This window comes from Brevibacillus sp. IT-7CA2 (assembly GCF_949767855.1).
Lineage (GTDB): Bacteria > Bacillota > Bacilli > Brevibacillales > Brevibacillaceae > Brevibacillus.
This window is the reverse complement of sequence record NZ_CATKQT010000044.1, coordinates 253,972-280,065: the sequence shown is the minus strand read 5'-3', so window position 1 is coordinate 280,065 and position 26,094 is coordinate 253,972. Positions and strand designations below refer to the sequence as shown.

Genomic DNA, 26,094 nt, shown 5'->3' with positions numbered 1-26,094 from the left:
AACCCAGGTGTGTTTTTTAAATTTAGGTAAACGACTTCATAAAGGAGTATAATAGGCAAAATGGTAAGAAAAACCACCTACGAGCAATAGATCAGCGCAAGAAAGAGAGAGAGTGACATGAAGAGAAAACTCCTATTCACCATCAGCTTGTTCATCATCCTGAGTGTATTGACAGGGTTCCATCCCGCATCAGCCAACACCTTGCAGCAATCATTGCAAGCAAACCTTGTCCCTGTTTCAAAAATGGAGCTTCCTGCAAAAACCATCATCGGATTTGGAGAAGCTACGCATGGCAACAAGCAATTCACTACGCTGAAGTTAGATATTTTTAAGCATTTGGTAGAAAAACAAGGTTATCGCGTATTTGCCATCGAAGGTGATTTTGGCGGTGGACAAAAGGTCAATGAATACATTTTAGGCGGCAGCGGAACTGCACAGGATGCCGCAAAAGCCATCGGATTTACGATTTACAATACAGAAGAAATGGCTGCCCTTCTCTCTTGGATGCGCGCCTTTAATGAGCAGCGGGATGCCAAAGATCAAATTCATTTCTATGGCTTTGACATGCAACGCTATGACCATAACAAAAACGGGCTATTCTCCTATTTGAAAAAAGTTGATCCGACACTCGCATCCAAGTATGAGAAGCTGCTTACGAATCTGAATGATAAGACGGTGTATGATCAAAAGATCACCCTCGTACAGGAAGCGCTCTCCCACATAAAAAGCTTGATGGAACAGATGAAACAAAACCAATCCGTTTACATCGCGAAAAGCTCTGAGAAAGAATATGAGCTGGCTACTGCCTTCGCAGAATCAATCAAGCAAAACGCTACACTGCGCGGAACAAATGCGAACTATGGCAACACCCGTGATCGTTACATGGCGGACAAAGTGATGTGGATTTTATCCTTTGAAAAGAAACAGTACGGTCGCAACAACCTGTTCATCGCCGGACATAATGGACACATTGAAAAGACCTCCACTTCTGTAGGAATGACAACCTGCATGGGGGCACATCTCGCAAAAGCCTTGGGGGACCAATATTACGCAATCGGAAGTGAATTCTACGAAAGCACCTTCCTTGCGAATGACGCCACTACCAATGAGCGCAAAGAGTTTACGGTAAAAAATAGTGGCAATAATCGGCTAGCTGTTCTGTTTGCACAGACAGGCATGGCGGATGGATTCCTTGACTTTGCAAAAGCAAAACATCATGCGGATTTTTACACCTATTTGAACAAAGCTCAGCCCATCAGTGCAATCGGTGATGTTTTTAGTGGATGGTATGGAAAAATGGAGAAGCTGTATACGTTGCAGATGGTTCCAGCAAAAGCTTTTGATGCGATCATCTTCGTGCGAACTGCTACTCCTTCGGTAATGATAACGGATTAACGGGTGGACATTTGCCTGGTTAAAAAATTACGGCAGCCAATGAAACTGGCTGCCGTTTTTTGAGGGTATGCGATTATTGCTCCACTACCTTTTCAAGCTCGCCGCACCAATTGCTCCAGCCATACTTGGCTCCACCCAGTGCTTGAGCATTTGAGATACCGGTTTGTTCGAGATGAAGGTTAACCTTTCCGTTCCCTAAATCCTGCAACGTCCAGGTGACCGTGTGCTTCTCTCCTCCACTGCACCAAGTATAGGACAGCCTGTGTGGTTCTTCCACGATAAGCACTTCGCCGTAAACAATTCCATCCCAATATTCGGTCGGCTGAGTGCGAAACTGAAAGTGGTGTCCGATGACGGGCTTAAAATCATTTTCCATCGCCTGTCCGGTGTGGATGTTGACCATCCACTTGGTAAGCTTGTTTGCATCAGTTAAAGCGGACCAGAGCTTCTCCATCGATGTCTTGTACTGAAAATCCAGGGATAATGTTAAACTCATTCTTCTTCCTCCTCTAAAAATTGGTTCAGGCGTAGCATATTCGTACTCCAGAACTGCGTATAGAAAGCCAACCAATCTTGAATTTCTCTAAGTGGAGCGGCGTTTAGCCTAAATCGGGTTTCTCTGCCTACTTTTCGGTCAAGTACCAATCCGGCCTCTTTAAGGATTGTCAAATGCTTGGATACCGCTGTACGCCCCATTTGAAACTGTGCCGTTAATTCATGAAGCGGCATCTCCTCTGCCTCTGCTAACAGGCGAATCAATCGACGCCTGGTTGGATCCGCAATCGCATCAAACGCATCCCGTAACGGGTTGTTTTCGCTCACAACACTCCCTCCAAAATCTGATTTTCTGTAGTATGGTGGGGACAACCGTTAATTTCTGCAACCTCCCTAAAGTTTGCGGCTCATCGGACGTAGCGCCCACGAGGCGATATTTAGCGCAGCATAAGAAAGCGGAAGGATCATATAAAACCCGTACTCTCCATAATCGTTCGCTAGCGCATGAGATAAAGCCGCACCAGTCATTAAAAAGAAGATACCAGCGTGAACCCATTCTTTAAGCCGAGGAAAACCTGGGATGACGAGAGCAATGGCTCCAAGCACTTTCCAAATCCCGAGAATGATCAAGATGTATAGCGGGTAACCAAGATTCGTCACTAACTCGATGTTTCCTCCAAATTGCATCAGTTGCCCAATACCACTTAACAAAACAGCTACTGCGAGTAGTAATGTAACTGACCAATAAGCAATCATTTTTCCTCGGGGCTTGGTTTCTGCTTTCGCGATTGTTTCTGCACCGTGAATTTGACCCATTTGTTTCCCCCTCAAAATGGTTTCAAGTGAAACTTATTCAAGTCCCAAACTTTCCAAATGACTAACCCTTAATTGGACACCAAATAGTGTCACTTTGATAATACGACACCTTTTAGTGTCCTGTCAATAACGTCCTTTCGCACTACTTGAAACCCGAAGTCAGTGTATTTGTCCCCTGACTACATGCAAAAAAGCATCGGCGCGCTAATGCCGAAGCTTGATGATTGTCATTCGAATCTAGATAACTGCCTGTTAACGTAACCCTTGACTAAGTTCTACGATCCTACCCTTCACATTTCCATTGTTAAGTCCCCCGTGGTAACAAACCACAGATACAATGTCGAGGTCTATATACTTTTTCACCGAGAGTCTAGCAGCATTCATATCTGGTGTGGTCGGGACATGAATGCCTTCAAGAAACCCGTTTACACTGTACATCGAGTCCCCGGCAATGAGGATCTTGCTTTGCTTTACATACAGACTGATATGACCGGGAGTATGCCCAGGAGTATGAATGACGCGAAGCCCACCGCAAAAGGGCAGTTCCTGACCGTCACTCACGGTATAGTCCACTCTGCCTTTGGGAGGATTCTCAAGGTGACCGTCTTTTAGAAGCGGTATTTCCCCCTGAATATACGGTTTATCCAGTTCATGTGCATAAACGTGAACATGATCTCCGCACTCCCGCAAAATCTCAGGAAGACTGCCGATATGATCCACGTCCTGATGCGTCAAAATCACAGCTTTTAGCTTGTCGAACGATACGCCTACCTTTTCCATTGGCACGCGTAAATCATCCATTTGTCCTGGGAATCCGGTGTCAATTAAAACAGCCATGTCTCGATCCCACAAAAGAACGGGGTGAATGATATTCCCATGAAAATCTAGATGAAGCATTTCTACTCCCTTTGAAATTTCCATCAATCAGCCCTCCGTAAAACTTAATTTTTACGTAGGATTATATTATTATGTTGGTTTCGTTTTTGTCAACATCTGTAAACTTCTTTTGTATAAAGCGCTCGAGATAGCAATCCAAAAGAAACGAACTTCGGTCAAATTAGATAAAATTGCCATTATAAAACGTTAACGAGAGGAATGAAGAAGATGAAGACGATCCAATCAAAAGACGGCACTACGTTAGCTTATGATGTGTATGGCAGCGGGCCTGCATTACTCTTCATAACAGGCGCAACTTGTTTTCGTTCATTTGAACCGGTCTTGCATGATGCACACGTATTTGCAGAACAATTTACCGTCTATCATTATGATCGGCGCGGGCGAGGTGACAGTGGCAACACGCTGCCGTACGCTTTTGAACGTGAAATTGAAGACATTGAAGCTATGATCGATGCAGCTGGAGGTACGGCTTATCTATACGGTCATTCTTCGGGTGCTATACTGGCACTTGAAGCTGCCATGAAGCTGGGCGACAAAGTGAGCAAGCTAGTTCTGTACGACGCGTCCTATTCAAGCAACGAGGTGGACCAAAGAGAATTTAATGAGCTCGGGCAAAGCGTGAACAATTTGCTTGATACTGGCGACCATAGTGAAGCGATAAGCCTCTTTTTGGAAGGGATCGGTATTCCTAAAGAAGTGATTTTCTATATGCAGCAATCGCCGCAGTGGGAAACCATGGTGGCACTTGCCCCTACTCTTGCTTACGACATATCGTTGGCCAGCGATCTCCCGCCTCTTGAAAAGGCCCATCACCTTCGTGTCCCTACTCTCATTATTGTTGGTGAAAAAAGCCCTGCCTCCTTGCACGATGTTGCAAGCCAATTGAGCCAAGCCATTCCTCATGCACAGTGCAGTCAACTTGCAGATCAAGACCACATGCCTAACCCTACTGTTTTGCTTCCGTTACTCACGGGTTTTCTTACTCACAATGAATAGGTGATAATTATATACACAGGTGTCTCGCCATTTGCGAATTTTGAGCGAGGCTGGGCTGGTACGCTCCCGCCATCGTTTTGGTATCGTCTGCGATTTCCGATCACCGCGATGAAGCTGGACTCGCAGAACAGCTTGCCGCTCATTTCACTGTCTACAACTACGATCGTCGCGGGCGCGGTCATAGCTCTGATTCCGCACCCTATGCCGTCGAACGCGAAGTGGAGGATATCGAGTCCTTGATCCATGAAGCCGGCGGAAGTGCCTATTTGTTTGGCAGTTCATCCGGCGCCGTGCTGGCCCTTGAAGCAGCCAGCCAATTAGGTTCTCGCGTTCAAGAACTCTTTTTGTACGAACCGCCGTTCATCATTAATGACAGCCGCAAACCCGTTCCAACAGAGTACGTACAACAATTGAACACGTTAATCGAGGCTGACAAACGAAGCGAAGCGGTTGAATACTTTATGACCGAAGCTGTCGGTATACCCGCCGAATACCTCGATTTTAGGAAAGCAGACCCATCCTGGCAGTCCATGGAAAGTTTAGCTCACACCCTTGCCTATGATGGCTTGATCATGGGTGAAACGCAATCTGGCAAACCATTCCCAAGCGGTCGATGGAAAGTGAACGCCCCAACATTCATCATGACAGGGGAAAACAGCGGGCCATTTTTCGATGACGCAGCCAAAGCGCTTGCCGAACTGTTGCCTCTGGCTAAACATCAAACGCTAGCAGGGCAAGATCATTCGGCAGTCGTGATGGCTCCAGATGTCCTGGCAAAAGCAATCGTTAGTAGATGTGAATGACGAGAGTAATGCCTACATAAGGAACAAAAGCCCCCTTTTTTGTCAGGGGGCTTTTTGCAGTTTCAGAGCAATTTGTTCTTGATGCTCTCCCCCGTAAAGGTGTGAACCCAGTCGTCATTCGCAGAGCAACCGCCAACGCCAAGTAACAACACCGCAAACAGAAAGCAGACAATCCTTCTCATCCTACTCCCCCTCTGATTCGTCAGGACTTCGGACCACTTCCCTCATCACTCTTGCTCATCCGCCCAATCCAAAAATCCGGACAACAAGCTCTCTTCTTCCGCTTCATTTCCGCGAAGCTTTGCTTCTAAACGATCAATCCGCTTGTAATACGCCTCTGCGTCGGCCTTGGACCTGTTTCGCAACAGACTCCCGCGCTTCTTCCACTGCTCATACGCTTGCTTCGTATAGTGCAAAGCCTTCTCCCAATCCTTCAACTGGTGCTCGTACAGCTTGGCAGCCTCAATATACACCTCTTCTGGGACATATCCGGTGGACTGGATGCACGACTCCCAAACGATTAGGGCTTGATGCCAATCCTTTTGCTTTTTATACAGATGACCGATAGCGAGCTTGGCCCGGTTACTCCACGCATGCTCACTGTCTGCGACGAGACGATAGCCTGCCATAGCGGCATCCTGATCCCCAAGTGCGTCGTACCATCTGGCAATTTCGTAGCTTTCCTCGAGAGAGACCGTTACACTCCCTTGCCCTACCAATAGCCGCGTCATGTGAATGTACATCGTGATCAGAGACAGGACGTCCGTCTCGTTATGCCGCAGCACGCCTTCGATAACATCAGGGTCTTGGGCATGCAAAAAGTCGAAATACCGCACCGGTGCCAAATAGCCTGGCAAATCATCCTCGCGAAAAACATCCAGCTTTTCCTGCTCGATGATACCTAATCGGCACGATTCCAGCTCCGCCTTCCACAGTCTCCTCGCCCCATGCAAAAGGTCAAAATGACCAAAGGTAGGCAAAGCAGGCACTTGATCGCGCACCAGTGTATGCCTCGTCCGCACCTGTGGCCAGTCAAAGGACTTTCCGTTAAAGGTCACCAGATGCGAGGACTTCTGTGCTTGCTCCAAAAACGATTGATACAAGGTCACCTCTGCATGCGGGCCCGGGAGAAAATGCTGGCGCACTACGACGTGCTCCCCCTCGAAACGACTGTACCCCAAAAGAAAAATCGCATTGCCTGCCCCGCCTGACAGCCCGGTCGTCTCCGTATCGAAAAACAGCAAGTCTTCTGACTTCCTGCCCTTAGCGGACAGCGGATGCTCTCGACCAGCCCCTTCCCACATACGGATCGCCTCATGCAGCTCGGAAAAGGCGTAAGCACCATGCTGCTGATCGATCGGATAGCGAACCTCGCGAATCATGACGTACTCGTCATCCCAGATGTAGGGCGATGCCTGCATTCCCTTCCACTTGTCGGCAAAAGGTATCTGTAGCTCAGCACTGCTATCCGCTGGTACGACCGAACTCGACTCTTCCTCCGGTTCTTTCTGGAGAATGGGCCTTACCGCTTCGACTGCTGGCGCTACCGCTTTGTCCGTTTCCAGCGAGAGATGTCCCTTCATCCGTTGCAGCTTGGATTTAAGAGACATAAGTACTTCCCCCTTGAGCGATTCGCAGCAAGGTCATGGCGAGCCCCTTGCTGCCGTCATCTGTCGCTCCCACACAAGACGGACAGCCTGACTCACACGGGCAAGAGACAATCATCCGCTCTGCCTGGGTCAAAATCGTCTCCATTTCCTTATACACTTGCTCGCTCAAGCCGATGCCGCCCGGATAACGGTCGTACAGAAAAATAGTCGGCTCCTGCGAATGCACGGCCTTTCGTTGCGGTATCACGTGCAGGTCCATCGGGTCGCACATGACAAACAGCGGAGCTACGTGCTGCAACACATGCGCCAAACCGACCAAGCCACGTTCCACATCCTCTTTCCCGATCTCACCGAGTAGCGCTTCGGAAAAACCAATCCACGCTGCATTTGTATGCAGCTCCTCTTCCGGCAAATGAATCGGTCCCGATCCGATGTTTTCATGCGTCTCGAACTTGATTTTCTTAAAGATCGTCGCCATCGCATTCACAGCCACTTCGCCATAAGCCAACGTGCTCTGTGCATGACGCCGGGACTGATCCTGCTCCAATACTTTGAGCGAGACGGCCAAATTGGCGTCCGTGTAATAATCGACTTGAACTTCCCGAACATACGCCTTCTTTTCCTCGTAGTCCAGCTTTTCCACCTGGAATTGCGTACCTTGATGCAGGTAGATGGCCTCGTCATGCAAGAGCGTCATGGAGCTGAAACGGTCCATTTCCCCGATGACACGCTCATTTCCCCGTTCACTGATGTCGATGATCACGACATTTTCTTGCGAAGCTGACCGCAGACTGATGTTGTGGGCCGGAAACGAATCGTTCATCCAGAACCACTTGCCCCGCGAGTAATGAAGCACCTGCTCTTCGGTCAAGAACTCCAGAATTTCCACGATTTCCGCGCGCCCGAAGGTATCACCCTCACGAAATGGCAGCTCGTATGCCGCACATTTGAGGTGATCCACCAAAATGATCAGGTTATCGGGATTGATCCGCGCTGTCTCAGGACTGCGGTCGAAAAAGTACTCTGGATTGGCGATCACATACTGATCCAACGGCGTGGAGCTGCCGACCATAACGACGACGGACTCCCCCTGCCGTCTTCCTGCCCGTCCTGCCTGCTGCCATGTGCTTGCGACCGAGCCCGGATAGCCAGTAATGACACACGCCTGAAGCTGCCCGATATCTACCCCAAGCTCCAGCGCATTGGTGCTGACCACGCCCATAATGTCGCCATTGCGCAAGCCGCGTTCGATCTCTCTGCGCTGGCTCGGCAAATAGCCGCCGCGATACCCTTGGATCGTTTTCGGCCCGAGCTTGCGGCGAATCAACTCCTGCAAATACGTCAGCAAAATCTCTACACGTACACGGCTTCTCGCAAACAAAATCGTCTGTATGCCATTCATCAAAAATTGCTCGGTAATGTCTCGCGCCTCCAATGTGGCACTGCGTCTAATATTGAGCTGCTTGTTGACCACAGGCGGGTTGTAGAAAAGGAAATGCTTGATGCCAGACGGAGCACCATTGTTGTTGACTAGCTCTACCTCTTCTTCTGTCAGGGCTTCTGCCAATTGCTTTGGGTTGGCGATGGTAGCCGACGTGCAAATAAATTGCGGGTGGCTCCCATAAAAGGCGCAAATGCGCTTCAACCGCCGAATCACGTTGGCGACATGACTGCCAAAAACGCCGCGATATGTATGCAGCTCGTCAATCACGATGTATTTGAGATGCTCGAAAAAGGACACCCACTTGGTGTGATGGGGCAAAATGGCGGAATGCAGCATGTCTGGGTTGGTGATGACGATATTTCCTGCTTTGCGTACCATCTGCCGAATATTTGCAGGCGTATCACCATCATATGTTTCGGATTTGATCGAAAGGCCCATTTCCGTAATCAGCTCGTGGAGCTCCGACTTTTGATCCTGTGCCAAAGCCTTGGTTGGGAACAAGTAAAGAGCCCGAGCCTGTGTGTCTTCCGATAGTGTCTGGAGGATCGGCAAATGATAGCACATGCTTTTTCCAGAAGCCGTGGGAGTAACCGCGACGATGTGTTTACCTTCGCGCACATGGCGAAAAGACGTTTCTTGATGCGTGTATAAGGAGGGAATGCCTCTATTCGTCAGGGCATCTCGAATTCGTCCGTCTAGTTCACTTGGAAATGGAACGGACTTTGCTTCACGGGCAGGAATGACCCTCCAATGCGCAATGTTATCGCGAAATCGTTCCTCTGTTTTTATGTGATCCAATATGGCTGCAATATTTTTTTTCACATTCATTTTCGTCACCTTCTTGCTTCCATTTTACGAACGTACGCTCGTTATGTAAACATGGAATAAAGATCCACTTTGAACAGATACTACTATCAACTCAAGTACGTAGAGGTATGCTCATGAAAGATGCTTCTTTAACTTTTTTTCAAGTAGTCTGTATACTAATGCTCACCATTGGCTTAATGAACCACGTGATTGTCATCCCGATTTTGTTGGATGCCGCAAAACGGGATGCTTGGATTTCCGTTATTTTGGCAGGTGTCTTCTTCATTGTGTGGGTCTGTCTTCTCTATTCGGCTGTTGCCAAAACTCGCAAGCAAAATCTCTTTCTCTTGCTGAAAAGAGCGTACCATCCCGCTATTTCCAATATATTGGCAGCCATTGCCTGTGTCTATCTATTCATGATGTGCGCGATTACGATGAGGGATACGGTTACCTGGATTCATGTCGCGTTTTCCCCGAAAATGCCCACTATTTTCATCGCCTTCATGTTGGCGTGTATTTGTTTATGCAATGCATACTTGGGCATACGATCCATCGCAAACACAGCGGTCCTTTTCCTGCCGCTAGTCATCTTTCTTGGATTCTTCGTCATGTCTGCCAACTACACGCATAAAAGCTATATTTTGCTGAAACCATTCCTGGAATACGGCATGCTCCCTGTGTGGAAAGGCGTGGTCTTTGTCGGGGCGGGTTTGATTGAACTGATCATCCTTTTGTTCATGCAGCAGCATATCCGGTCCAAGTATTCGCTACTATCACTCTTGATCTTTGCTGTCATTTTAATTGGACTGACCTTTGGACCTGTTACGGGGGCCATTGCCGAATTCGGTCCTGAACAATCGGAGAAGCTGAGATACCCTGCTTACGAGGAATGGCGCTTGGTTAATATTGGTCGATATATTGAACACATGGATTTTTTAAGTATTTACCAGTGGTTTTCAGGTGCCTTTATTCGGATGTCTTTGACGATTTTTCTCATCGTCGATATTCTTCAATTGAAAAGCAAAGCGAAAAGAATGATGGTCCTTGTCCTGCTTTTTTCCCTTTTGGTTGCCATTGCCGTTCTCCCCTTCAGCGATAACGTCTTTCTGGACATGTTAACCGCTCATATCCTTCCATTTATGTTTTATACGATGGTCGTCTACTCATTCGTCGTTATCGTGCTCGTAAACTGGTCCAGTCGAAGGAGGGGAATGATTCATGAGGAGAAAAAAGGGGATTGATGTATTTGTTCCAAACGACCATCCACCACCCATACCAGATGACCAACCATTAACCGAAGACTATTTTCGCCAATTATTTGCCGCATGTGTGGATGTCATTATTGATACGATAAGCCTCCCTTATCAAGGAAACGTGGAGAGTTCATCTCTCGTGACCATTATTTATTCTGAGGGTCTGTGCGATATCAAGCAGATCAATCAATATGTAGTCCCGAAATTGTCCAAAATGCATCAAACCTCTCCCATGATGAGTTCTTTGGACATGCAGCAATACAGTGAGCTATTTTTGAAAGAGGCCATCGACGATCGAAATCCTGACCATATAGTCAAAAAAGTATTCGAAGGGGAACTGCTCCTCTTCTTTCATTCGTTAAACAAGCTGTATTGGATGGAACTCTCCGACCCGCCGCAGCGTGCCCCCGAAGAATCAAATACAGAGGTCTCTGTAAAAGGACCGCGTGATGGCTTTACCGAAGAACCGCACATCAGCATCGGGCTGATCAGGAAGAGACTCAAAACCAATCGGCTCGCCGTAGAAGAGTACAGATTGGGAGATGAGACGCACACAAAGGTCAATTTACTATTTCTCAAAAATCGGATCAATCCAGATACCTTGGAAGAAATTCGCACAAAGCTTTCCAATTTGGAAGTACAGGCGCTTGTGAGCAACACGCAATTGGAAGATATATTGACAGGCACACGCATCCCCTTGTTTCCTCTGTTTGAGTATACAGGTCGGCCCGATTTTGCTGTGAACGCCTTGTTGCACGGAAAATTCGTCATCTTTGTGGAAGGGTCTCCTTCCGCCACGATTGCTCCTGTTACGCTGACCTATTTATTCAATACGCCGGAAGATGTCTACTCGTATTTTTGGTATAGCGCGTTTACCCGGCTCATGAGATTGTTCGGATTCGTATTGGCCTTGTTTCTGCCTGGCTTCTGGATCGCCTTGATCACCTATCATCAAGACCAGCTCCCGTACACACTGGTAGCCACACTTGTTTTATCCCGACAAGGCGTCCCCATCCCTGTCCCTTTTGAAGCAATCGTGATGCTCTTATTGTTTGAGTTATTTCGGGAAGCAGGCATGCGCCTTCCCATGGCTTTTGGCCAAACCTTGTCCGTCGTCGGCGGGCTGATCATCGGACAAGCCGCCATCAGTGCAGGCTTAACCGCTCCTGGGATTCTGGTGGTAGTAGCCATGTCCGTGCTGTCTACGTTTTCGCTGGTCAATCAAGACCTCGTCGGTACGGTTAGCTTGCTTCGGCTCCTTATCTTGATCGTTTCTGGCATGGCGGGGTTGTTTGGCTTTTTCATCATGGTTGGGATCATCGTGCTGTACCTGACCAATTTGCGATCCTTTGGGGTTTACTACCTGGAACCGATCTCTCCCCCTGTTTTTCAGGATCTGTGGAAAGTCATCTTTCGGATCCCCTGGGGAAAATGGGGAAGCGTCCCCAAAATGCTGCAAAAAACCAGATCAAACAAGGAGAATTAACAATCGCTATGCATAAACTACGATGTTTTTTCACAATTGTATTGATCTCTTCCCTGTTAAGCGGATGCTGGGGCGCCAGGGAAATCGAGCATATGATCTACGTCAATTCCATCGGTATCGACTATGTAAAAGGGAAATTTGTGTTCTACACGCAAATTATCAGTTTCAATAACATTGCCAAGCAAGAAGCAAGCGGACAACGCAATCCACAATCCATTTCCGTCGGCAAGGGAGAAGGAAGAACGTTGGATGAAGCCATCTTCAATCTGTACCGGACTGCTCAACAGCGTCTGTCCTGGAGTCATATCAAGGCCATTGTTTTTTCCGAGGGCGCCTTGAAGCAAGATGTGATTAATCAATTATTGGATGTGATCGACCGATATTACGAATTCCGCTATACCGTATGGACGTTTGCGACGAAGGAGCCGATCGAAGAACTATTTAATGCCAAGCCGATTCTCAATATCTCCATTCTTTATTCCCAATTAAATGACCCGGAGGATATTTACCGACAAAGCTCTGTGGTAGCCCCCATTTTTCTCTACAAGTTTATTTGGAAGTGGAAAGAAAGTGGACAAACCGTGCAGTTGCCCGTAATGAGTATCAACAAAGTACAATGGTCCGAAAACAAAAAAAAGCATCCAACACTGATCATGAGTGGCGTCTGTTTTTTGCAAAACAAGAAATTAAAGCTATGCCTGCCGCGCCCGGAAATCATGGGCCTGCGCTGGTTGGACAAAGAAAGTCGTCGACCTGGGATTACTGTTTTCCATAATGGTGAGCCCATTACCACACTCGTCATGGAAAAGATCAAGCCTGCGATCATCCCACAGGTGGAAGACGACAAGGTGACGTTTCATCTCAAGGTGAGTACAAAGGCAAACATGCCACAATTGGTGAAAGCCGTTCCAGAGGAGGATTTACGAAAATATGCGGAAAAAAGCATTGCCGACGAGATAATGCACACGTACCATCTAGGACAAAAAACGCAAACGGATGTGCTGCAATTGTCAGATGCCCTTTATCGAGAAAATCCCAAGGCATGGCACAAGTTAACGAAAAATGGTGAGCTCCCCCTACGTCCCGATACGATTTCACGCGTGGATGTAAAGCTACAGCTTTTCGGGGGAAATTTGTCCAAGATCCGGGAGCATTAAAACGAACCGGGACCAGTCTCTGTTGACTGATCCCGGCTTTTTTTGTTTAGGAAAGCTGATTTAAATGACTATGCGGCGTTTCATTTCGTTGGATTCGCTGTATGTTTTCCACAAAAAATTGATACCTTTTCTCGTGGAATTTGGTTCCGTCAGGCATGCCTGCTGTATGCGGCGTCAGCACGACATTTTTCAAGGCACGCAGCTCACTGTCCACGCTGAGAGGCTCCACTGTGAATACATCGAGGCAAGCTCCGCCAATCACATTGTTTTTCAGTGCTTCGATCAAGTCCTCTTCACAAATGATCTGCCCTCTCGCTGTATTGACGAGAAGTGCATCGTTTTTCATTTTAGCTAAAAACTGCTTGTCCACTAGATGTCTTGTGGATTCGTTCAGAAAAATGTTCAGGGTGATCACGTCAGATTTGGCAATCAGCGTGTCCAGATCAACCATTTCTGCATCATCGCTTTGCCTGTTCGGGTTGGTGTCGTACGCAAGCACCTTCATCCGGAAGACTTTTGCCAGCTCCGCTACGCGAGAGCCGATGGCGCCAAAGCCGATGGTACCGATGGTTTTTCCTGCGAGCTCGCCACCGACGTAGACGAGCTTGGTCTCATCCTCACGATTTTTCATCGCTTGATCGAGATAAGCGATGTTTTTGTAATACCCCAGAATGAGCGCCATAATATGCTCAGCTACTGCGTTTGCATTCACGCCAGCCGCGTTGCTCACCCAAATATTTTTCTTCGTGCATGCCTCAATATCCACGTTGTCAAAGCCTGCACCCGTCTGGACAAACTTCAAGTTGTGCGATTTGTTCAGCAACTCTTCGTTTACTTGGATATGCTCGGGAATCAACACATTTGCTTCGCTGATAAATAACTCGATCTGCTCAGGCTCCACGATTTGGATGCGCCAATCCTGCGGAAACGCTTGTGTCACGCGTTGCTTGGAATAATCGGTAAAGTATCCCGTAATCAATACATTCACTTCTGCCACAGCCCCAGTCTTTTCGTTTATGCATTGGCCCATGCTTCGTAAAAAGCACGTTTTACATTGGCGATTACCAGCATAGGCGATTCATTCTCAAAGCGCCCCACCTCAAAGGTCATAACTGGCTTCCTAGTTGGTTTTGGGCTCTTGAAAAAATCAATGTCATTGAGCGTCGTGATGAACGTCGTCAGCTCATTCACCCCAACCTCTGAATCTTCGACGTGAAAAGGGAGGTGCTTATCCCCGAAATAGCTGGCTTGCCTGTCTTTCAAGTAACAGTTTCCGAGATGAATGTGCGTCAAATAATTTTTGGCCAGCCACAAGGATTTGTGCGGGTCTTCGCCCATAATCGGCAAATGGCTTTGATCCAGCAAGAGGCCAAAATTGTCGTACTCGCTTCGGATCACGTTTGCTACATGCACCGCCTCATGAGTAGGTCCGAGCAAATAGTTGCGGTCGACATACCGATCCCCGATCTCCAAAGAAATGCATAGCTCGTACGTATCGGCTTTTTCTTTTGCGTACTTGCACAGCTCCATAGCTGAAGCAATAAACGCCTGGATGTTTTTTTGCTTGTTTTCCTCGCCTTGAAATTTACCCGTTACGATATGCATGATTTTTGCGTTCATTTCATAGCAGTGGTCGATCAGCATTTTGCCTGATTGGATAGACTTGTTGCGAACGACCGGGTCCAAGGAGCTGAGATCAATCTGCAATTCACGGGCTGCATCTCCGCCGTTGAAAATAACCTCTACACCACTGTACGCCATATACTTTGCGGCAAGCTGCCTCGTCTCTTTGTCCGCGATATAGGACACTTCCACTGCCGTAAAGAATGGGTCTTCCAGGATCGCAAGGAGACTCGGAAGCATTTGTTCAGGCCGGCTCTGTGAAAAAGGAAACAGTTTAGGCAAGACTATGCCGATACTCGCCATCTTCTCCACAGGGTAAATCATACGATTTTACCGGACAAAATCAGCTCTGGCAGCTCTTTAACGGTGTCGAGCACATGCGTATGATAGTACTTGCCCCATACCTCGATTGGGGTCGAGCCTTGCATCACGCCGATGACTGCTTTGCAGCCTGCGTTGTAGCCTTCAAGCATATCCGCTGGCGTATCGCCGAGCTTAATGACTTGTCTGACGTTTTGCACGTTCAAATATTCCATTGCCTTGAAAATCATGAACGGAGCCGGGCGTCCTTTGCCTTCTGGTACCATATCCAGGTCTACTGCGTAATCGATCAAGCCATCCTTCACCCAACCGAGCGACTCCATGATGACGCTGTTGATCTCTTTATGGAACCCTGTCCCAGTCGCTACCTTGATGCCATTCTCCTGGCACCATTTCAGCGTTTCGGTTGCACCCGCGATTTCGCGGCAATTTTCTTGATAGAACGCAATCATGTATTCCGTGTATCGCTCATACAGCTTAACTGCTTCCTCGTGTGTCGAGCTGTCGATATCGATTTCAAAGTTTTTGAAGTCGATCCTATTTCCTTGTGTTCTCGCAATCAAATATTGATAGAGATGAATCTTGTTCGTTCCCATGTGCGTGCTGATTTCATCTGGTGTCACGTTTAATCCGTATTCCACTGCCGCTTTATGCAGACAATCTCTCACTGCGTTATCGTCCTCTACCAACGTTCCTGCCAGATCAAATACAGCCAATGCGATACCGTTTTTCATTTATCCATCTCTCCTGTTCGCTATGTTTTATGTTTTATGATTTATTGCTTCAGTGCTTTGTCGAGTTCTTTTTGTGCCTTTTCCTTCGCCACTTTAAGCGCTTCTGCGGCAGGAATGTTTTCGATCAGCACCTTGTCTTTCGCCAACTCAATTTCCGCATAAATTTTGCCGCCTGTCGGGTCTACAAAAGGAGCAATTCCATTCGTCTTCGCCTGTTCCAAAGGCACCGAGAAGTACGGATTTTCTTTCAATTTGTTCTGGTAAATTTCTGTGTTCACGGCGCTGTCCCGAATCGGAATATAGCCTGTCTGTACGGCCCAGTACGCTGTTTTTTCTGCTTCCGAGAAGTACTTCACGAATTCCCACGCGCCCTCTTGCTGTTCTTTCGAGGATGCTTTGAACAGATTGAACATGACGGAAATGGCTACAGGTCTAGGTGGTTGTCCATTGAAGCCTTTTTGCATGCCAGTTGCTACCTTGGTGAAATCCAGATCTCCCCCGTCACCGGAAGACCCTGTGTAACCTGCGGATTTTCCGTTCATCACGTTGTCGATGGTTTTGTACCACCATTCCCAGCCATTGCCGCCATAGACGGTATCCATGATTTTGTCCTCATGAATGTACTTGCGAATGCTGTCCCACGCATACACCCATTCCTCCGAGTCGATCGTGACAGTCTTGCCATCTTCGCTCACGATATCGCCGCCAGCAGAACGGGCGTAGTCGATCATATGCTCCGTGTACCACATGATGGACCAGCCGTTAATTCCCTCTTTTTCTTTGATGAGCTTGGCTGCATCCGCCAATTGCTCGAAGCTCGTGAGCGCATTGTAGTCAATCTTGTATTTGTCAAAAATATCTTTGCGGTAGTACATCATTTGCGTACTGACATAGGCAGGAACACCCAGCATCGTATCGTTGTACTTCCCTTGCTCTAGCAGCAGAACATCGTCCTTTTTATACTCCGGCTGATTGATATGCTGATCCAACGGCAGCAATGCTTCGCTTTTCGCCAGCTTCATAAATTCCGGATACGCATTGATCGCCAAGGCTGGGGGCTTGCCTGCTGCCAGCGAGGCCTGGAGTACCTGCAACGTCTCGCTGTAGTCACCTTGGACAATCGGAACGACTTCGTATTTTTCATTACTGCTGTTGAAGTCCTGCACGATTTTTTGCATCGTCTCCCCGAGCTTGCCGCCGAGACCGTAGTAGAACTCCAGCTTGATTTTCTCGTTCGGGCTGGATGCTGCATTTGCGTTGCTGTCAGACGCAGCATCGTTCGAACAACCGACGGCTCCGGTAAAAATAAGCGCAGAACTCAGGATGGAAAGAATGACGCTCTTGGTGTTTCGCTTCCGATTTTTCACAATGACTCCTCCCAGTAAATAGCTGTCTTGGTCTATTTGTTGACATACAGATTAGCCATGGAATGAATAATTCTTTTGCTTGCGATTGCGAGCAGGATCAGCATAGGTGCTAGTGAAATCGCACACGCTGCCATCGCCAGTGGGAAGTCCATCCCGTAGCCCGCCTGACTCATAAACAACCGCCGCAATCCAATCGTGACGAACATGTTTTCCTCCGACTTGATCAAGAGCGAGGGCCACATATAGTTGTTGTAGCTGTAAATAAAAGTGATCAACACCAGCGAAGCAATCGCGTTTTTGCAATACGGGATATACACGGTGAAAATGAGTCGTAGATGCCCCGCCCCATCCAGCTTGGCAGCATGCACCACATCCTTTGGCACCTGCGTAAATGACTGCCTCAGGAAAAAGATGGCGAAGATGCTGATGAGCTCGCTGAGAATGTAACCAATGTGCGTATCCAGCAAATTCGCTTTGGACAGCAAAATAAAGGATGGAATGTACGTTACTGCTGATGGGAGCATGTACGTCGCCAAAATAAGCACGAAACAGTACCGAACCCATCTTTTCTGCGCCGTCGCGAAAACATACGCCGCAAAAATCGCGGTAAAAATTTGAAAAACGATGATGATCAGGCTGACAGAAATGCTGTTCCACAAATAAAGCAGCATCTTCGTTTCCGTGAATACGCGGATGTAATTCTCAAAATGAAAGGTGGAAGGCAGCAGGCTCCCGCTGTACACCTCGCTTTTGGGCTTGATCGAAATCAAGAACATCCAGAGAAACGGAAACACCATCAGTACGCTTAACAAAATTAACATTGCATAATTTATGCCTGTTTTTAATTTTGCCAAGGACAAAGCTCCCACCTCATTTGGTAAACAGTAGTTTGGACAAGAAGAAATTCAATGCGCTAATCAAGAGACACATACCTAAGAAAATCATCGCCAATGCTGAAGCTGGTCCGGTTTCAAAATATTCAAAAGCGAGCACGTAGAAGTAGTACAAGATGGTCGAAGTCGCTCCTGAAGGTCCGCCCTGCGTCAAAATATAAATCTGATCATAGGCTTTGAGAGAATTCAGCGTAAAAAAGACGAACAGAAAAACAAGAATCGGTGAGATCGCAGGCAAGGTGATTCTGAATAATTTTCGTAATCCTCTCCCTCCATCCAAATCATTCGCTTTCTCTACTTCCGGGTCCAATTTCGCGAGAGCAGAGGAAAGCAGCAAGATCCCCAGCCCCATGTACTGCCAGATGGTGACGATCATGACGACAATCATCGCTGTCGTTTGTCCACCCAGCCACTTCACGGGCTCCATACCGATCCCTTTCAAGACATAATTGACAATCCCCGAATCGGTATCGAATATGCTGACCCATACCATGGACACGACCACAGTCGGCGTGATCCACGATGAAAATGCACTCGCGACAAAGAAATGGCGAAGCTTCTGTATTTTGTTTAACCGGATCGCTACGAATAGCCCGAAAAGAATCGGCGGAACGACTGTAAAAAAGGTAAACACCAAGGTGTTCAGCAGCACCTTCCCGAAGAAAGCATCGCTCATCAAGTTTTGGTAGTTTTCCAGCCCTACGTAGTCGTAGTCAGGTGAAATATAGTTCCAGTCGGTAAAACTGATTTGGAACGTTTTGATCATGGGGTAGATCCAAAAAATAACTAACGGAATCAGTGTCGGCAAAAGTAATCCAAGCGACCATGCGTTATCCTTGATCGTTTTGCTGATTGGTCTGCCCATTTACTCGTACTCCTTGAAGATGTCTTTGATCGGTTGCCCGTCACATGGATGAGCGATTCGGAACAACTGCGCCAGTGTGGGTGCAATGTTTTCGATGTTTGTTTCTTCAATCACTTTGCTTTTCGTAAACGCATCCCCTACGCACAAGAGAAATCCATTCATCTCATCGACATTCGCGGGATGATACCCGTGCAGGCTTTTCATCTCCTTGTATTTCGGCTGTTCGGGAAATGCGATATCTTCGCCGCATACCGTATGCTTCAAATCGAGGATACCGAATGGCCTGTACGCTGAAGGAGTGTCCTCTGCCAGCTCATAAAAGTGATATACTTCTGGCATCTGTTCAAAAAACGCCATGATTTCTTTGTTTTGCTGATAATCTAACGAGCTATAAAACAACAACGCCCCGCTGCCGTCCCCGACGAATTTGATTTGTTTGTTTCGAAAATGCAGCTTCCACTGGCTTTTAGCCAAAATCTCATTCGGGTAAAAAAACGAGTGAATATCGCTTTGACCATGATCCGAGAAAATGATCAGGTTGAATGGCTTTTGTGTCTTTTTCAACGTTTGCTCGATTTGATCGAGATACGTAAGCAGCTCCTTTAGGCACCGCATTGCCTCAGGCGAGTCTTTCCCATATTGGTGAGACAGCGCATCATAACCGATAAACCTTGCCGCGATAAAATCATAGGTTTCCGTTTTGATCGCCCGCATCGTTTCACGCAGTGCGACATGATCGAGTTCCTCTACTGAAACCTTTGACTTCAGCTTTTTTTTGCTGCCCGATTCCGTAATCAAATGGTGAATATACGGATTTCCGGACGTCATGGGCCAATGAATGCAACAGCTCGTCCCTGCCTGTCTCGCCAACGAATGAAAAATCGTCTGCTTATGAAGTGCTTCGTTACAAAGAATCTCGTGGTCGCCATACAACGCCACTCTTTCCATCGTTTCCGTGCGAGCTACGATATTATCAAAGACACCATTCTTACCCGGTTGGCTCCCAGTCATCGCTGCCGCATGTGCGGTAAATGTGACCGAGGGAAACGTCGTGATCAGTTTTTTGCAGAAGGAGTAATCATTTTCTATCCAGTGCTTCGCGTAAGGTTCAAAGCTTTGATAGCTGATGCCGTCTAACGAGATGAGTACATTCATGGGCGGCACCTCAGATTCTTTTGCGTGTGCTTGTCAAATACATGGACATGGGCGGCATTAATCCCTACGTTCACCTTTTGACCCTTTGCATACATCTGGGTAAAGCTTTTTTTCACGATGAAATTGCTCTCTTTATACTTCAGATGGATCAACACATCCGTTCCGATAATTTCCGTGAACAGCACCTCCATGGCGAGTGCATCGTCACTGCTTTCGGTGAGAAAGCAATGCTCTGGTCTGACTCCCGCGACAATCTCAGGAGCTTGTTCCATCACGTCGAGCGGGAGAGTGGTTTCCAGCATCACTCCGTCTACCTCCACATAGACCCGGCCATCTCGCTGAATCAGACTCGCTTCCATATAATTGATGGGCGGTGAGCTGATGAAATTGGCAACGAACATATCTACTGGGCAATCGATGATTTCCATCGGCGTTCCGATTTGTCGGAACTTGCCTTCCGCCATAATCGCGATTCGATCCCCTAAGGTAACCGCCTCCACCTGATCATGCGTCACGTAAATGAACGTTGAATCCAAGCGCTCGTGCAGCTTTTTGATCTCAATTCTCATTTCATTTCGCAGCTTGGCATCCAGATTGGACAACGGCTCGTCCATCAAAAAGACCTTTGGCTCCTTCACGATCGCTCGCCCGATTGCGACCCGCTGTTTTTGCCCGCCGGACAATTGGCTGGGGAACCGTTTCAACAAATGATCGATTTGCAAAATATCCGCTGCTGCCTTGATGCGCTTTTCTCGCTCTGCTTTTTTGATCTTTTTTATTTTCAGGCCGTATGCCATGTTTTCGTATACGGTCATATGCGGATAAAGGGCATAGTTTTGAAAAACCATCGCAACTCCCCGATCCTTTGGCTCCACTTCATTGACACAAACATCACCAATGTACACATCGCCTTCGGTGATCTCTTCAATCCCGGCAATCATTCTGAGCAGCGTAGATTTTCCACATCCGGACGGTCCCAATAACACCAGGAACTCTTTGTCTTTGATTTCCAGACTGATATCGTCCAGGGTGTATTTATCGTTCGTATATTGCTTGGACAATGACTTCAGCATAATACTCGACATGTTGAAAACCCCTTCATCATTCAATCTTTATTGGACAATTGTTATTTTTTCTTATACACACCAACAAATTCATTTTTGTTCAAAAATGTTTGTACATTCATCGTAATCTAGCATTGTTAACTGCGTATCAAAGCCCATTGTGTTCTTTGTAAACCAACGCACACGACGAAAAAAAGCAATCAGATCAACCTTTCCTTGATCCGATTGCTTTTCTTTATGAGAGTATTTGTATGTGTTTCTTATCTTGTATGAAGAATGGACCATCTTTTTCGTAAAAGAAGTGTAAAAGTCAGTTAAAAAATAAAGATGCAAGATGATGCTCCAGCACTTTCGTAATCCGTTCCCCATTGACACGCTGTGGTTCGAGAAAGGCATGCAGCGCCAGACCATCGATGACGGCATAGAGCTTCTCTGCTTCCATCTCTTTGTCCAGCTCTTTGCGTAATAGATTCAGTTGATCGGCAGAGTCCAACAGCTTGCGGACGCCGGCATAGATCCCGTCGTGCTGTGCATCAAAGCCTTCTTTCTTGTGTCGGAAGTACACGGTAAAAGCAAACCACACTTCCATTTCGACCATCTTTTCTTGATTCGTAGGGAGTAGCTCCAGAAAGATTTTGGTGATTCTCTCTTTTGGTGCCCATTCTTCATTGGCGGCGATTTCAGCAATTCGAGCTGTCGCCCTCTCTTTTACGAGCTGCATGGCATACATCAGCAGTTCATCCTGTGTTGCGAAGTAATGTCGCAGAGCGCCTAATGAAAGTCCTGCTTCTTTTGCTATGCCCCTTACCGTCGCTCCCTCCATTCCTTGCTCGACAATGACACGCCACGTTGCTTCTGCTATTTGTTCTCTTCTTTTCTCATGATCGATTATTTTTGGCATAGTTGTATTTTAACAAGGTTTGCAAGGGACAAGCAACTTTAATAATACGATTGTATTATTTTAAAAACGATGTTAAAATTCTTTCTGTTAGTACAGTTGTATTATAAAAACTTCTCATACAGGAGAAGAAACTTCCGAAAAGGGGACCTATTATAGTGAATTTTGTTGCATGGATGATTGTCGCATGCGAAATTGCATTTTGGGTGGTCATTGTACTTGGCCTTTTCACAAGGTACGTGCTCAAACAAAAAAAGGCCGGGCTTTTTCTTCTCGCCCTGACGCCTGTTGTTGATGTAGTTTTGCTCGTCGTTACGAGCGTGGATTTGTATCATGGTGCTACCGCTACGATTCCTCATGCGCTGGCTGCCGTTTATATCGGGGTATCGCTTGCGTTTGGGAAAAGCATGATTCAATGGGCGGATGAAAAATTTCAGCAGTACGTCACCAAGCAAGGTACGGCGAAGCCCAAGTTATACGGCATGGAGTATGCCAAGCATTACGCCAAAAGCTGGTTTAGACATCTCTACTCCTATGTAATTGGGGCGGCTCTCTTAGCGGGGACCATCTACTTTATCGATGTTGCGGAGCGAACTGCTTCTTTATGGCATATTCTCCGGCTATGGACCGTTGTTCTGGGGATTGATCTGTTGATTACAGCCAGCTATTTTCTTTTTCCAAGGAAAGATAAGCGAGACACCATTTCCAAAAATAATTGGTGAGAGGCTTCCTACTAGCTTTCGTCTTCGCTGTCATCCTCACCAAATGCAAGTTCAATGTAAATAAATTGAATCACCAGCTGGCATATTTGATCGTTTTCATCCAACCCAAAATAGACAGGATAGGCTCCGTCTCCAAATCCGGTCTGAATCATCGGAATCGTTAAATCGGTGCCTGGTATCGTCCAGTTTATATAATCTCCAGCGCTTCTTTGGTATTTTGGATGGTCTTTGTAACTTTGCGCAAAAACACTAGCGAAATATTCATCATAAATATTGCCCTCTGGATTCTCTTTTTTCCAGCTATCATAAAATTCCAGATACGCATCTCTCGTTTTGACATCTACCACAGTAGCAAGGCCTGCATCCACATTAAAGCCAAAATATTCACCTTCCCCTAGATTTTCGAGATCCTCGTTTCCAATGAGGGCTTCCGTAAATTTTTGGGGAGTTTTATCTGTGAACTCCACCTTAGCAGCTGCATACCTGTAGTGGTCTTCTTCAACAGTTACCACACAAACGGTTAAAGGGAAGGTTCCTGTAGGGACTTTTCGAAAATACGGGGCACTATCTCTCTCCAGATACACAAGTGGATCACGAACCATGATGTCCCCAGTGGGAATCGTGATTTCCCCCAAAGAAAGCAAGTTGATTGGTTTCCCGCTGATCTCCGTTGATGTGAAATAGGTGTGTAAATCAACATGGGGCTCTAACATCTGTTTTTTTTGTTCATATCGTGCTAACCATTGCTCGTTTGGAATCTTAGTCATCTTTATACCCATCCTACTATTGTCAATTTGTAAATCACTCCTAAAATTATACAAAATCGCCCATCGAAACGGTAGACCGGCATGGATGTTTGCATAACGGGCAAGCCGATGCATAGGCATGGTTAGTGGATGAAGTAAAGCAAAACCTATGCATGTCCAAGGATGAAGGAGGTTGCCCCGAATGAATCCGCCAGACAAAGGGAATCCAATTCCTCAGCCGATGAGGAGTGACGGGACCGGATGGGTCGATCTCGGCCCACGAAACGTCATGCGTGATCGGCAAAATCCGAATATGCTAGTTCCTCCCGTCACAGATGCGGGCTTGCTGCCCAATCTGAAATTTTCCTTCTCAGATGCCTCGATGACATTAAATCATGGCGGTTGGTCCCGTGAAATCACCATACGCGAGCTGCCAATCGCCACTACACTTGCGGGTGTAAACATGAGCCTGACGCCAGGTGGGGTTCGCGAGCTGCACTGGCATCAGCAGGCAGAATGGGCTTATATGCTGCTTGGTCGTGCACGAATTACGTCCGTTGACCAACGCGGACGGAATTTTATCGCAGATATCGGCAAAGGCGATCTATGGTATTTCCCTCCCGGCATCCCCCACTCGATTCAGGGATTAGAGGAAGGCTGCGAGTTTTTGCTTGTTTTCGACGATGGGCAATTTTCCGATCTGAATACGCTATCGATCTCCGATTGGTTTGCTCATACGCCAACAGATGTGCTTTCCGCGAATTTTGGTGTGCCTGAACCAGCCTTTGCCGACATTCCTTGCAAGCAAGTGTACATTTATCAGGACGAGGTTCCTGGTTCCATCGAAGCAGATGAAGTGGAATCTCCGTACGGAACCGTCCCCCTCCCTTTTTCCCATCGCTTACTCGCCCAACGCCCCCTCATTACACCTGGAGGCAGTGTACGCATCGTCGATTCCCGCAACTTTCCGATCTCCAAAACAATCGCGGCAGCACTCGTAGAGCTACGTCCCGGTGCCATGAGAGAGCTGCATTGGCATCCCAATAACGACGAGTGGCAATACTACATTTCAGGCCAAGCGCGGATGACTGTTTTTATCGGAAACGGAAACGCTCGAACTTTTGACTACCAAGCAGGTGATGTTGGCTACGTTCCTTTTGCGACAGGGCATTATATCCAAAATACCGGGACAGAAACGGTGTGGTTTTTGGAAATGTTCAAGAGCGACCGCTTTGTCGATGTGTCGCTGAATCAATGGATGGCGCTCACCCCACATGAACTCGTTGCTTCCAACCTGTGTGTAGGTCCTGAACTATTAGATGCTTTGCGCAAGGATAAATGGCCCGTTGTCAAATATCCTGGATATGGCTATGTCCCGTGAATGCAAGAAAAGACCAGCCCGAATGGACTGGTCTTCTTTTTACTTCTCTTTTTTGGGAGTCTTGTAGCTCTTCGGTTGCTTCAGACCACGCTGCTCCATGACCTCACGCAGACGGTCCGGGTAATCCGTAATGATCCCGTCTACGCCATCGTCGATCAGCTTGTTCATCGTAGGTGCGTCATTGACCGTCCACGGAATCACCTTCATCCCGACCTTGTGCGCGTCTTCTACCATTTTCTTCGTGACATAGGGCACATAATTCTCGTCGGTGACTTTGCCGTTTTGTGGAGAGCCATGCACGGGGGAGATAGCATTTGCACCAAATGAGTGTGCCGCCGCCACGAGGTCTCCTCCAAAGTCGTCAATGTCGATTCCGCCCAACCACGGTGAAGCTCCCGGTTGACCTGGCTGCAAGAATTGCGCACCGTTCGTCAGTGCCACAATCGGCAAGCCCGGCTCAACCTCTTTCATGCGCATGAGCGCCCCCCAGTCAAAGCTTTGGATCGATACCCGATCAAGCATCCCGGCATCGCGGACTTCGCGAGCGACGATCTGCACGAAATCTTCACGCGGAGCGGTTTGCTCAGGTGCTCCCGCCTCTACCTTCGTCTCGATATTCATCCAAACATGATTGGCCTTGTAGTCCTTGACGAGATCAAATACATCGCTCAACAGCGGCATCCCGGCACCTGGGCTTGGACGTTGCCCTGGGTATTGCGGCAATGTCTGTGTGCCACAATCCAGCTTGCGTATTTGGTCGAGAGTCAGGTCCTTTATGTACTTGCCAACGTACGGATACTCAGGATCGCCAGCGAAAAGTGGGCCTGTATCTCTGCACTTGGCACCCGAAATCTTGCGGTCATGCGTAATAACGGCCTGCCTGTCCTCCGTGATTTGCACGTCGAGCTCGAGCGTGCTCACACCTAATTCAAGGGCGTGGGAGAACGACGCCAATGTGGATTCTACTGTGAGTCCGAGTCCGCCGCGATGAGCTTGAAGATCGAACTCTTTGGGAGAAGTTTTTGACCAGTGCGGATTCCCGGCGGCAGAGGCGACTGGTGCTACACACATCATAAGGGCGGCAGTTGCTACCATCACTTTTTTCTTCATCATTTGCTTCACTCCTTATAGTATGTATTACCGTTCCCACTATAAATAAATGATGT

25 protein-coding genes are annotated in these 26,094 nt (G+C 47.5%); 8 read left to right on the top strand and 17 right to left on the bottom strand.

Going from position 1 to position 26,094, the window contains the following annotated elements:
* Nucleotides 1-117 precede the first annotated feature (117 nt).
* A complete protein-coding gene (locus ACM6JA_RS21015) occupies nt 118-1,395 on the top strand; it encodes an erythromycin esterase family protein (RefSeq protein WP_414853899.1) in 1,278 nt (425 codons plus the stop codon).
* Between the two features lie 73 nt (nt 1,396-1,468).
* Here ACM6JA_RS21015 and ACM6JA_RS21010 read toward each other — a convergent pair whose 3' ends face one another.
* The 4 genes from ACM6JA_RS21010 to ACM6JA_RS20995 all read right to left on the bottom strand — a co-directional run bounded on the left by ACM6JA_RS21010 (nt 1,469) and on the right by ACM6JA_RS20995 (nt 3,627).
* Entirely contained in the window at nt 1,469-1,891 is a 423-nt protein-coding gene (locus tag ACM6JA_RS21010) for an SRPBCC family protein (RefSeq protein WP_414853898.1), read from the bottom strand.
* Nucleotides 1,888-2,217, bottom strand: coding sequence for an ArsR/SmtB family transcription factor (locus ACM6JA_RS21005; protein ID WP_414853897.1), 330 nt, complete (start codon nt 2,215-2,217; stop codon nt 1,888-1,890). Before ACM6JA_RS21005 ends, ACM6JA_RS21010 begins: the two co-directional genes overlap by 4 nt.
* A 66-nt stretch (nt 2,218-2,283) precedes the next feature.
* Nucleotides 2,284-2,706: a DoxX family protein gene (locus tag ACM6JA_RS21000; RefSeq protein ID WP_414853896.1), complete on the bottom strand. Its 423-nt coding sequence runs from the start codon at nt 2,704-2,706 to the stop codon at nt 2,284-2,286.
* Between the two features lie 252 nt (nt 2,707-2,958).
* Nucleotides 2,959-3,627 carry an MBL fold metallo-hydrolase gene (locus ACM6JA_RS20995; RefSeq protein ID WP_414853895.1) on the bottom strand — a complete coding sequence of 223 codons (669 nt, stop codon included), beginning with the start codon at nt 3,625-3,627 and terminating at the stop codon, nt 2,959-2,961.
* Nucleotides 3,628-3,801: 174 nt separating this feature from the next.
* Between ACM6JA_RS20995 and ACM6JA_RS20990 the strand changes: the two genes are divergently transcribed.
* Both ACM6JA_RS20990 and ACM6JA_RS20985 read left to right on the top strand, forming a co-directional pair.
* Nucleotides 3,802-4,599 carry an alpha/beta fold hydrolase gene (locus ACM6JA_RS20990; RefSeq protein WP_414853894.1) on the top strand — a complete coding sequence of 266 codons (798 nt, stop codon included), beginning with the start codon at nt 3,802-3,804 and terminating at the stop codon, nt 4,597-4,599.
* Between the two features lie 77 nt (nt 4,600-4,676).
* Nucleotides 4,677-5,402 carry an alpha/beta fold hydrolase gene (locus tag ACM6JA_RS20985; protein ID WP_414853893.1) on the top strand — a complete coding sequence of 242 codons (726 nt, stop codon included), beginning with the start codon at nt 4,677-4,679 and terminating at the stop codon, nt 5,400-5,402.
* A 227-nt stretch (nt 5,403-5,629) separates the two neighbouring features.
* Here ACM6JA_RS20985 and ACM6JA_RS20980 read toward each other — a convergent pair whose 3' ends face one another.
* Both ACM6JA_RS20980 and ACM6JA_RS20975 read right to left on the bottom strand, forming a co-directional pair.
* Nucleotides 5,630-7,012, bottom strand: coding sequence for a ribonuclease H-like domain-containing protein (locus tag ACM6JA_RS20980; protein WP_414853892.1), 1,383 nt, complete (start codon nt 7,010-7,012; stop codon nt 5,630-5,632).
* Complete coding sequence (locus ACM6JA_RS20975) at nt 7,002-9,284, bottom strand: DEAD/DEAH box helicase (RefSeq protein WP_414853891.1); 2,283 nt, start codon at nt 9,282-9,284, stop codon at nt 7,002-7,004. Before ACM6JA_RS20975 ends, ACM6JA_RS20980 begins: the two co-directional genes overlap by 11 nt.
* Nucleotides 9,285-9,391: 107 nt before the next feature.
* Here ACM6JA_RS20975 and ACM6JA_RS20970 point away from each other — a divergent pair, with 107 nt between their 5' ends.
* From ACM6JA_RS20970 to ACM6JA_RS20960, 3 genes are read left to right on the top strand one after another with little or no spacing between them, the layout of a single operon-like run.
* Nucleotides 9,392-10,504, top strand: coding sequence for a GerAB/ArcD/ProY family transporter (locus ACM6JA_RS20970; RefSeq protein WP_414853890.1), 1,113 nt, complete (start codon nt 9,392-9,394; stop codon nt 10,502-10,504).
* Nucleotides 10,482-12,002, top strand: a complete 1,521-nt coding sequence (locus ACM6JA_RS20965; protein WP_414853889.1) for a spore germination protein — start codon at nt 10,482-10,484, stop codon at nt 12,000-12,002. Before ACM6JA_RS20970 ends, ACM6JA_RS20965 begins: the two co-directional genes overlap by 23 nt.
* A gap of 8 nt (nt 12,003-12,010) precedes the next feature.
* Entirely contained in the window at nt 12,011-13,159 is a 1,149-nt protein-coding gene (locus ACM6JA_RS20960) for a Ger(x)C family spore germination protein (RefSeq protein WP_414853888.1), read from the top strand.
* A gap of 46 nt (nt 13,160-13,205) precedes the next feature.
* Here the strand turns inward: ACM6JA_RS20960 and ACM6JA_RS20955 are convergent, their stop codons facing one another.
* From ACM6JA_RS20955 to ACM6JA_RS20915, 9 genes are all read right to left on the bottom strand, one after another.
* Nucleotides 13,206-14,156: an NAD(P)-dependent oxidoreductase gene (locus tag ACM6JA_RS20955; protein ID WP_414853887.1), complete on the bottom strand. Its 951-nt coding sequence runs from the start codon at nt 14,154-14,156 to the stop codon at nt 13,206-13,208.
* A 17-nt stretch (nt 14,157-14,173) separates the two neighbouring features.
* On the bottom strand, nt 14,174-15,064 hold the full coding sequence (locus ACM6JA_RS20950) for a sugar phosphate isomerase/epimerase family protein (protein ID WP_414853886.1): 891 nt from the start codon (nt 15,062-15,064) through the stop codon (nt 14,174-14,176).
* A gap of 38 nt (nt 15,065-15,102) precedes the next feature.
* Nucleotides 15,103-15,837 carry an HAD hydrolase-like protein gene (locus ACM6JA_RS20945; protein ID WP_414853885.1) on the bottom strand — a complete coding sequence of 245 codons (735 nt, stop codon included), beginning with the start codon at nt 15,835-15,837 and terminating at the stop codon, nt 15,103-15,105.
* 41 nt (nt 15,838-15,878) lie between these two features.
* Nucleotides 15,879-17,204 carry an ABC transporter substrate-binding protein gene (locus tag ACM6JA_RS20940; RefSeq protein WP_414853884.1) on the bottom strand — a complete coding sequence of 442 codons (1,326 nt, stop codon included), beginning with the start codon at nt 17,202-17,204 and terminating at the stop codon, nt 15,879-15,881.
* A 32-nt stretch (nt 17,205-17,236) separates the two neighbouring features.
* Nucleotides 17,237-18,058: a carbohydrate ABC transporter permease gene (locus tag ACM6JA_RS20935; RefSeq protein ID WP_414853883.1), complete on the bottom strand. Its 822-nt coding sequence runs from the start codon at nt 18,056-18,058 to the stop codon at nt 17,237-17,239.
* 16 nt (nt 18,059-18,074) lie between these two features.
* Nucleotides 18,075-18,962 (bottom strand): carbohydrate ABC transporter permease, encoded by an 888-nt coding sequence (locus ACM6JA_RS20930; protein WP_414853882.1) that lies wholly within the window; start codon nt 18,960-18,962, stop codon nt 18,075-18,077.
* The gene (locus tag ACM6JA_RS20925; protein ID WP_414853881.1) at nt 18,963-20,117 is read right to left on the bottom strand and encodes an alkaline phosphatase family protein; all 1,155 of its coding nucleotides are present in this window, start codon (nt 20,115-20,117) and stop codon (nt 18,963-18,965) included.
* A complete protein-coding gene (locus ACM6JA_RS20920; protein WP_414853880.1) occupies nt 20,114-21,202 on the bottom strand; it encodes an ABC transporter ATP-binding protein in 1,089 nt (362 codons plus the stop codon). Before ACM6JA_RS20920 ends, ACM6JA_RS20925 begins: the two co-directional genes overlap by 4 nt.
* A 289-nt stretch (nt 21,203-21,491) precedes the next feature.
* Complete coding sequence (locus ACM6JA_RS20915; protein WP_414853879.1) at nt 21,492-22,082, bottom strand: TetR/AcrR family transcriptional regulator; 591 nt, start codon at nt 22,080-22,082, stop codon at nt 21,492-21,494.
* Nucleotides 22,083-22,237: 155 nt separating this feature from the next.
* Here ACM6JA_RS20915 and ACM6JA_RS20910 point away from each other — a divergent pair, with 155 nt between their 5' ends.
* On the top strand, nt 22,238-22,801 hold the full coding sequence (locus ACM6JA_RS20910; RefSeq protein WP_414853878.1) for a hypothetical protein: 564 nt from the start codon (nt 22,238-22,240) through the stop codon (nt 22,799-22,801).
* Nucleotides 22,802-22,812: 11 nt separating this feature from the next.
* Here ACM6JA_RS20910 and ACM6JA_RS20905 read toward each other — a convergent pair whose 3' ends face one another.
* Nucleotides 22,813-23,568, bottom strand: coding sequence for a DUF4241 domain-containing protein (locus ACM6JA_RS20905; protein ID WP_414853877.1), 756 nt, complete (start codon nt 23,566-23,568; stop codon nt 22,813-22,815).
* 181 nt (nt 23,569-23,749) lie between these two features.
* On the opposite strand from ACM6JA_RS20905, the gene ACM6JA_RS20900 reads away from it, so the two are divergent.
* On the top strand, nt 23,750-24,928 hold the full coding sequence (locus ACM6JA_RS20900) for an oxalate decarboxylase family bicupin (protein WP_414853876.1): 1,179 nt from the start codon (nt 23,750-23,752) through the stop codon (nt 24,926-24,928).
* A 39-nt stretch (nt 24,929-24,967) separates the two neighbouring features.
* Here ACM6JA_RS20900 and ACM6JA_RS20895 read toward each other — a convergent pair whose 3' ends face one another.
* Complete coding sequence (locus ACM6JA_RS20895) at nt 24,968-26,041, bottom strand: glycerophosphodiester phosphodiesterase (protein ID WP_414853875.1); 1,074 nt, start codon at nt 26,039-26,041, stop codon at nt 24,968-24,970.
* Nucleotides 26,042-26,094: the final 53 nt, after the last annotated feature.

Excerpts from the sequence above, each read along its gene's own strand:
- ACM6JA_RS20960 (WP_414853888.1), top strand. The coding sequence starts at position 12,011 with ATGCATAAACTACGATGTTTTTTCACAATTGTATTGATCTCTTCCCTG.
- ACM6JA_RS20915 (WP_414853879.1), bottom strand. The coding sequence starts at position 22,082 with ATGCCAAAAATAATCGATCATGAGAAAAGAAGAGAACAAATAGCAGAA.
- ACM6JA_RS20930 (WP_414853882.1), bottom strand. The coding sequence starts at position 18,962 with ATGGGCAGACCAATCAGCAAAACGATCAAGGATAACGCATGGTCGCTT.
- ACM6JA_RS20965 (WP_414853889.1), top strand. The coding sequence starts at position 10,482 with ATGAGGAGAAAAAAGGGGATTGATGTATTTGTTCCAAACGACCATCCA.
- ACM6JA_RS20925 (WP_414853881.1), bottom strand. The coding sequence starts at position 20,117 with ATGAATGTACTCATCTCGTTAGACGGCATCAGCTATCAAAGCTTTGAA.
- ACM6JA_RS20905 (WP_414853877.1), bottom strand. The coding sequence starts at position 23,568 with ATGACTAAGATTCCAAACGAGCAATGGTTAGCACGATATGAACAAAAA.
- ACM6JA_RS21010 (WP_414853898.1), bottom strand. The coding sequence starts at position 1,891 with ATGAGTTTAACATTATCCCTGGATTTTCAGTACAAGACATCGATGGAG.
- ACM6JA_RS20900 (WP_414853876.1), top strand. The coding sequence starts at position 23,750 with ATGAATCCGCCAGACAAAGGGAATCCAATTCCTCAGCCGATGAGGAGT.
- ACM6JA_RS20945 (WP_414853885.1), bottom strand. The coding sequence starts at position 15,837 with ATGAAAAACGGTATCGCATTGGCTGTATTTGATCTGGCAGGAACGTTG.
- ACM6JA_RS21000 (WP_414853896.1), bottom strand. The coding sequence starts at position 2,706 with ATGGGTCAAATTCACGGTGCAGAAACAATCGCGAAAGCAGAAACCAAG.
- ACM6JA_RS21015 (WP_414853899.1), top strand. The coding sequence starts at position 118 with ATGAAGAGAAAACTCCTATTCACCATCAGCTTGTTCATCATCCTGAGT.
- ACM6JA_RS20895 (WP_414853875.1), bottom strand. The coding sequence starts at position 26,041 with ATGATGAAGAAAAAAGTGATGGTAGCAACTGCCGCCCTTATGATGTGT.
- ACM6JA_RS20975 (WP_414853891.1), bottom strand. The coding sequence starts at position 9,284 with ATGAATGTGAAAAAAAATATTGCAGCCATATTGGATCACATAAAAACA.
- ACM6JA_RS20980 (WP_414853892.1), bottom strand. The coding sequence starts at position 7,012 with ATGTCTCTTAAATCCAAGCTGCAACGGATGAAGGGACATCTCTCGCTG.
- ACM6JA_RS20995 (WP_414853895.1), bottom strand. The coding sequence starts at position 3,627 with ATGGAAATTTCAAAGGGAGTAGAAATGCTTCATCTAGATTTTCATGGG.
- ACM6JA_RS20920 (WP_414853880.1), bottom strand. The coding sequence starts at position 21,202 with ATGTCGAGTATTATGCTGAAGTCATTGTCCAAGCAATATACGAACGAT.
- ACM6JA_RS20970 (WP_414853890.1), top strand. The coding sequence starts at position 9,392 with ATGCTCATGAAAGATGCTTCTTTAACTTTTTTTCAAGTAGTCTGTATA.
- ACM6JA_RS20990 (WP_414853894.1), top strand. The coding sequence starts at position 3,802 with ATGAAGAAGATGAAGACGATCCAATCAAAAGACGGCACTACGTTAGCT.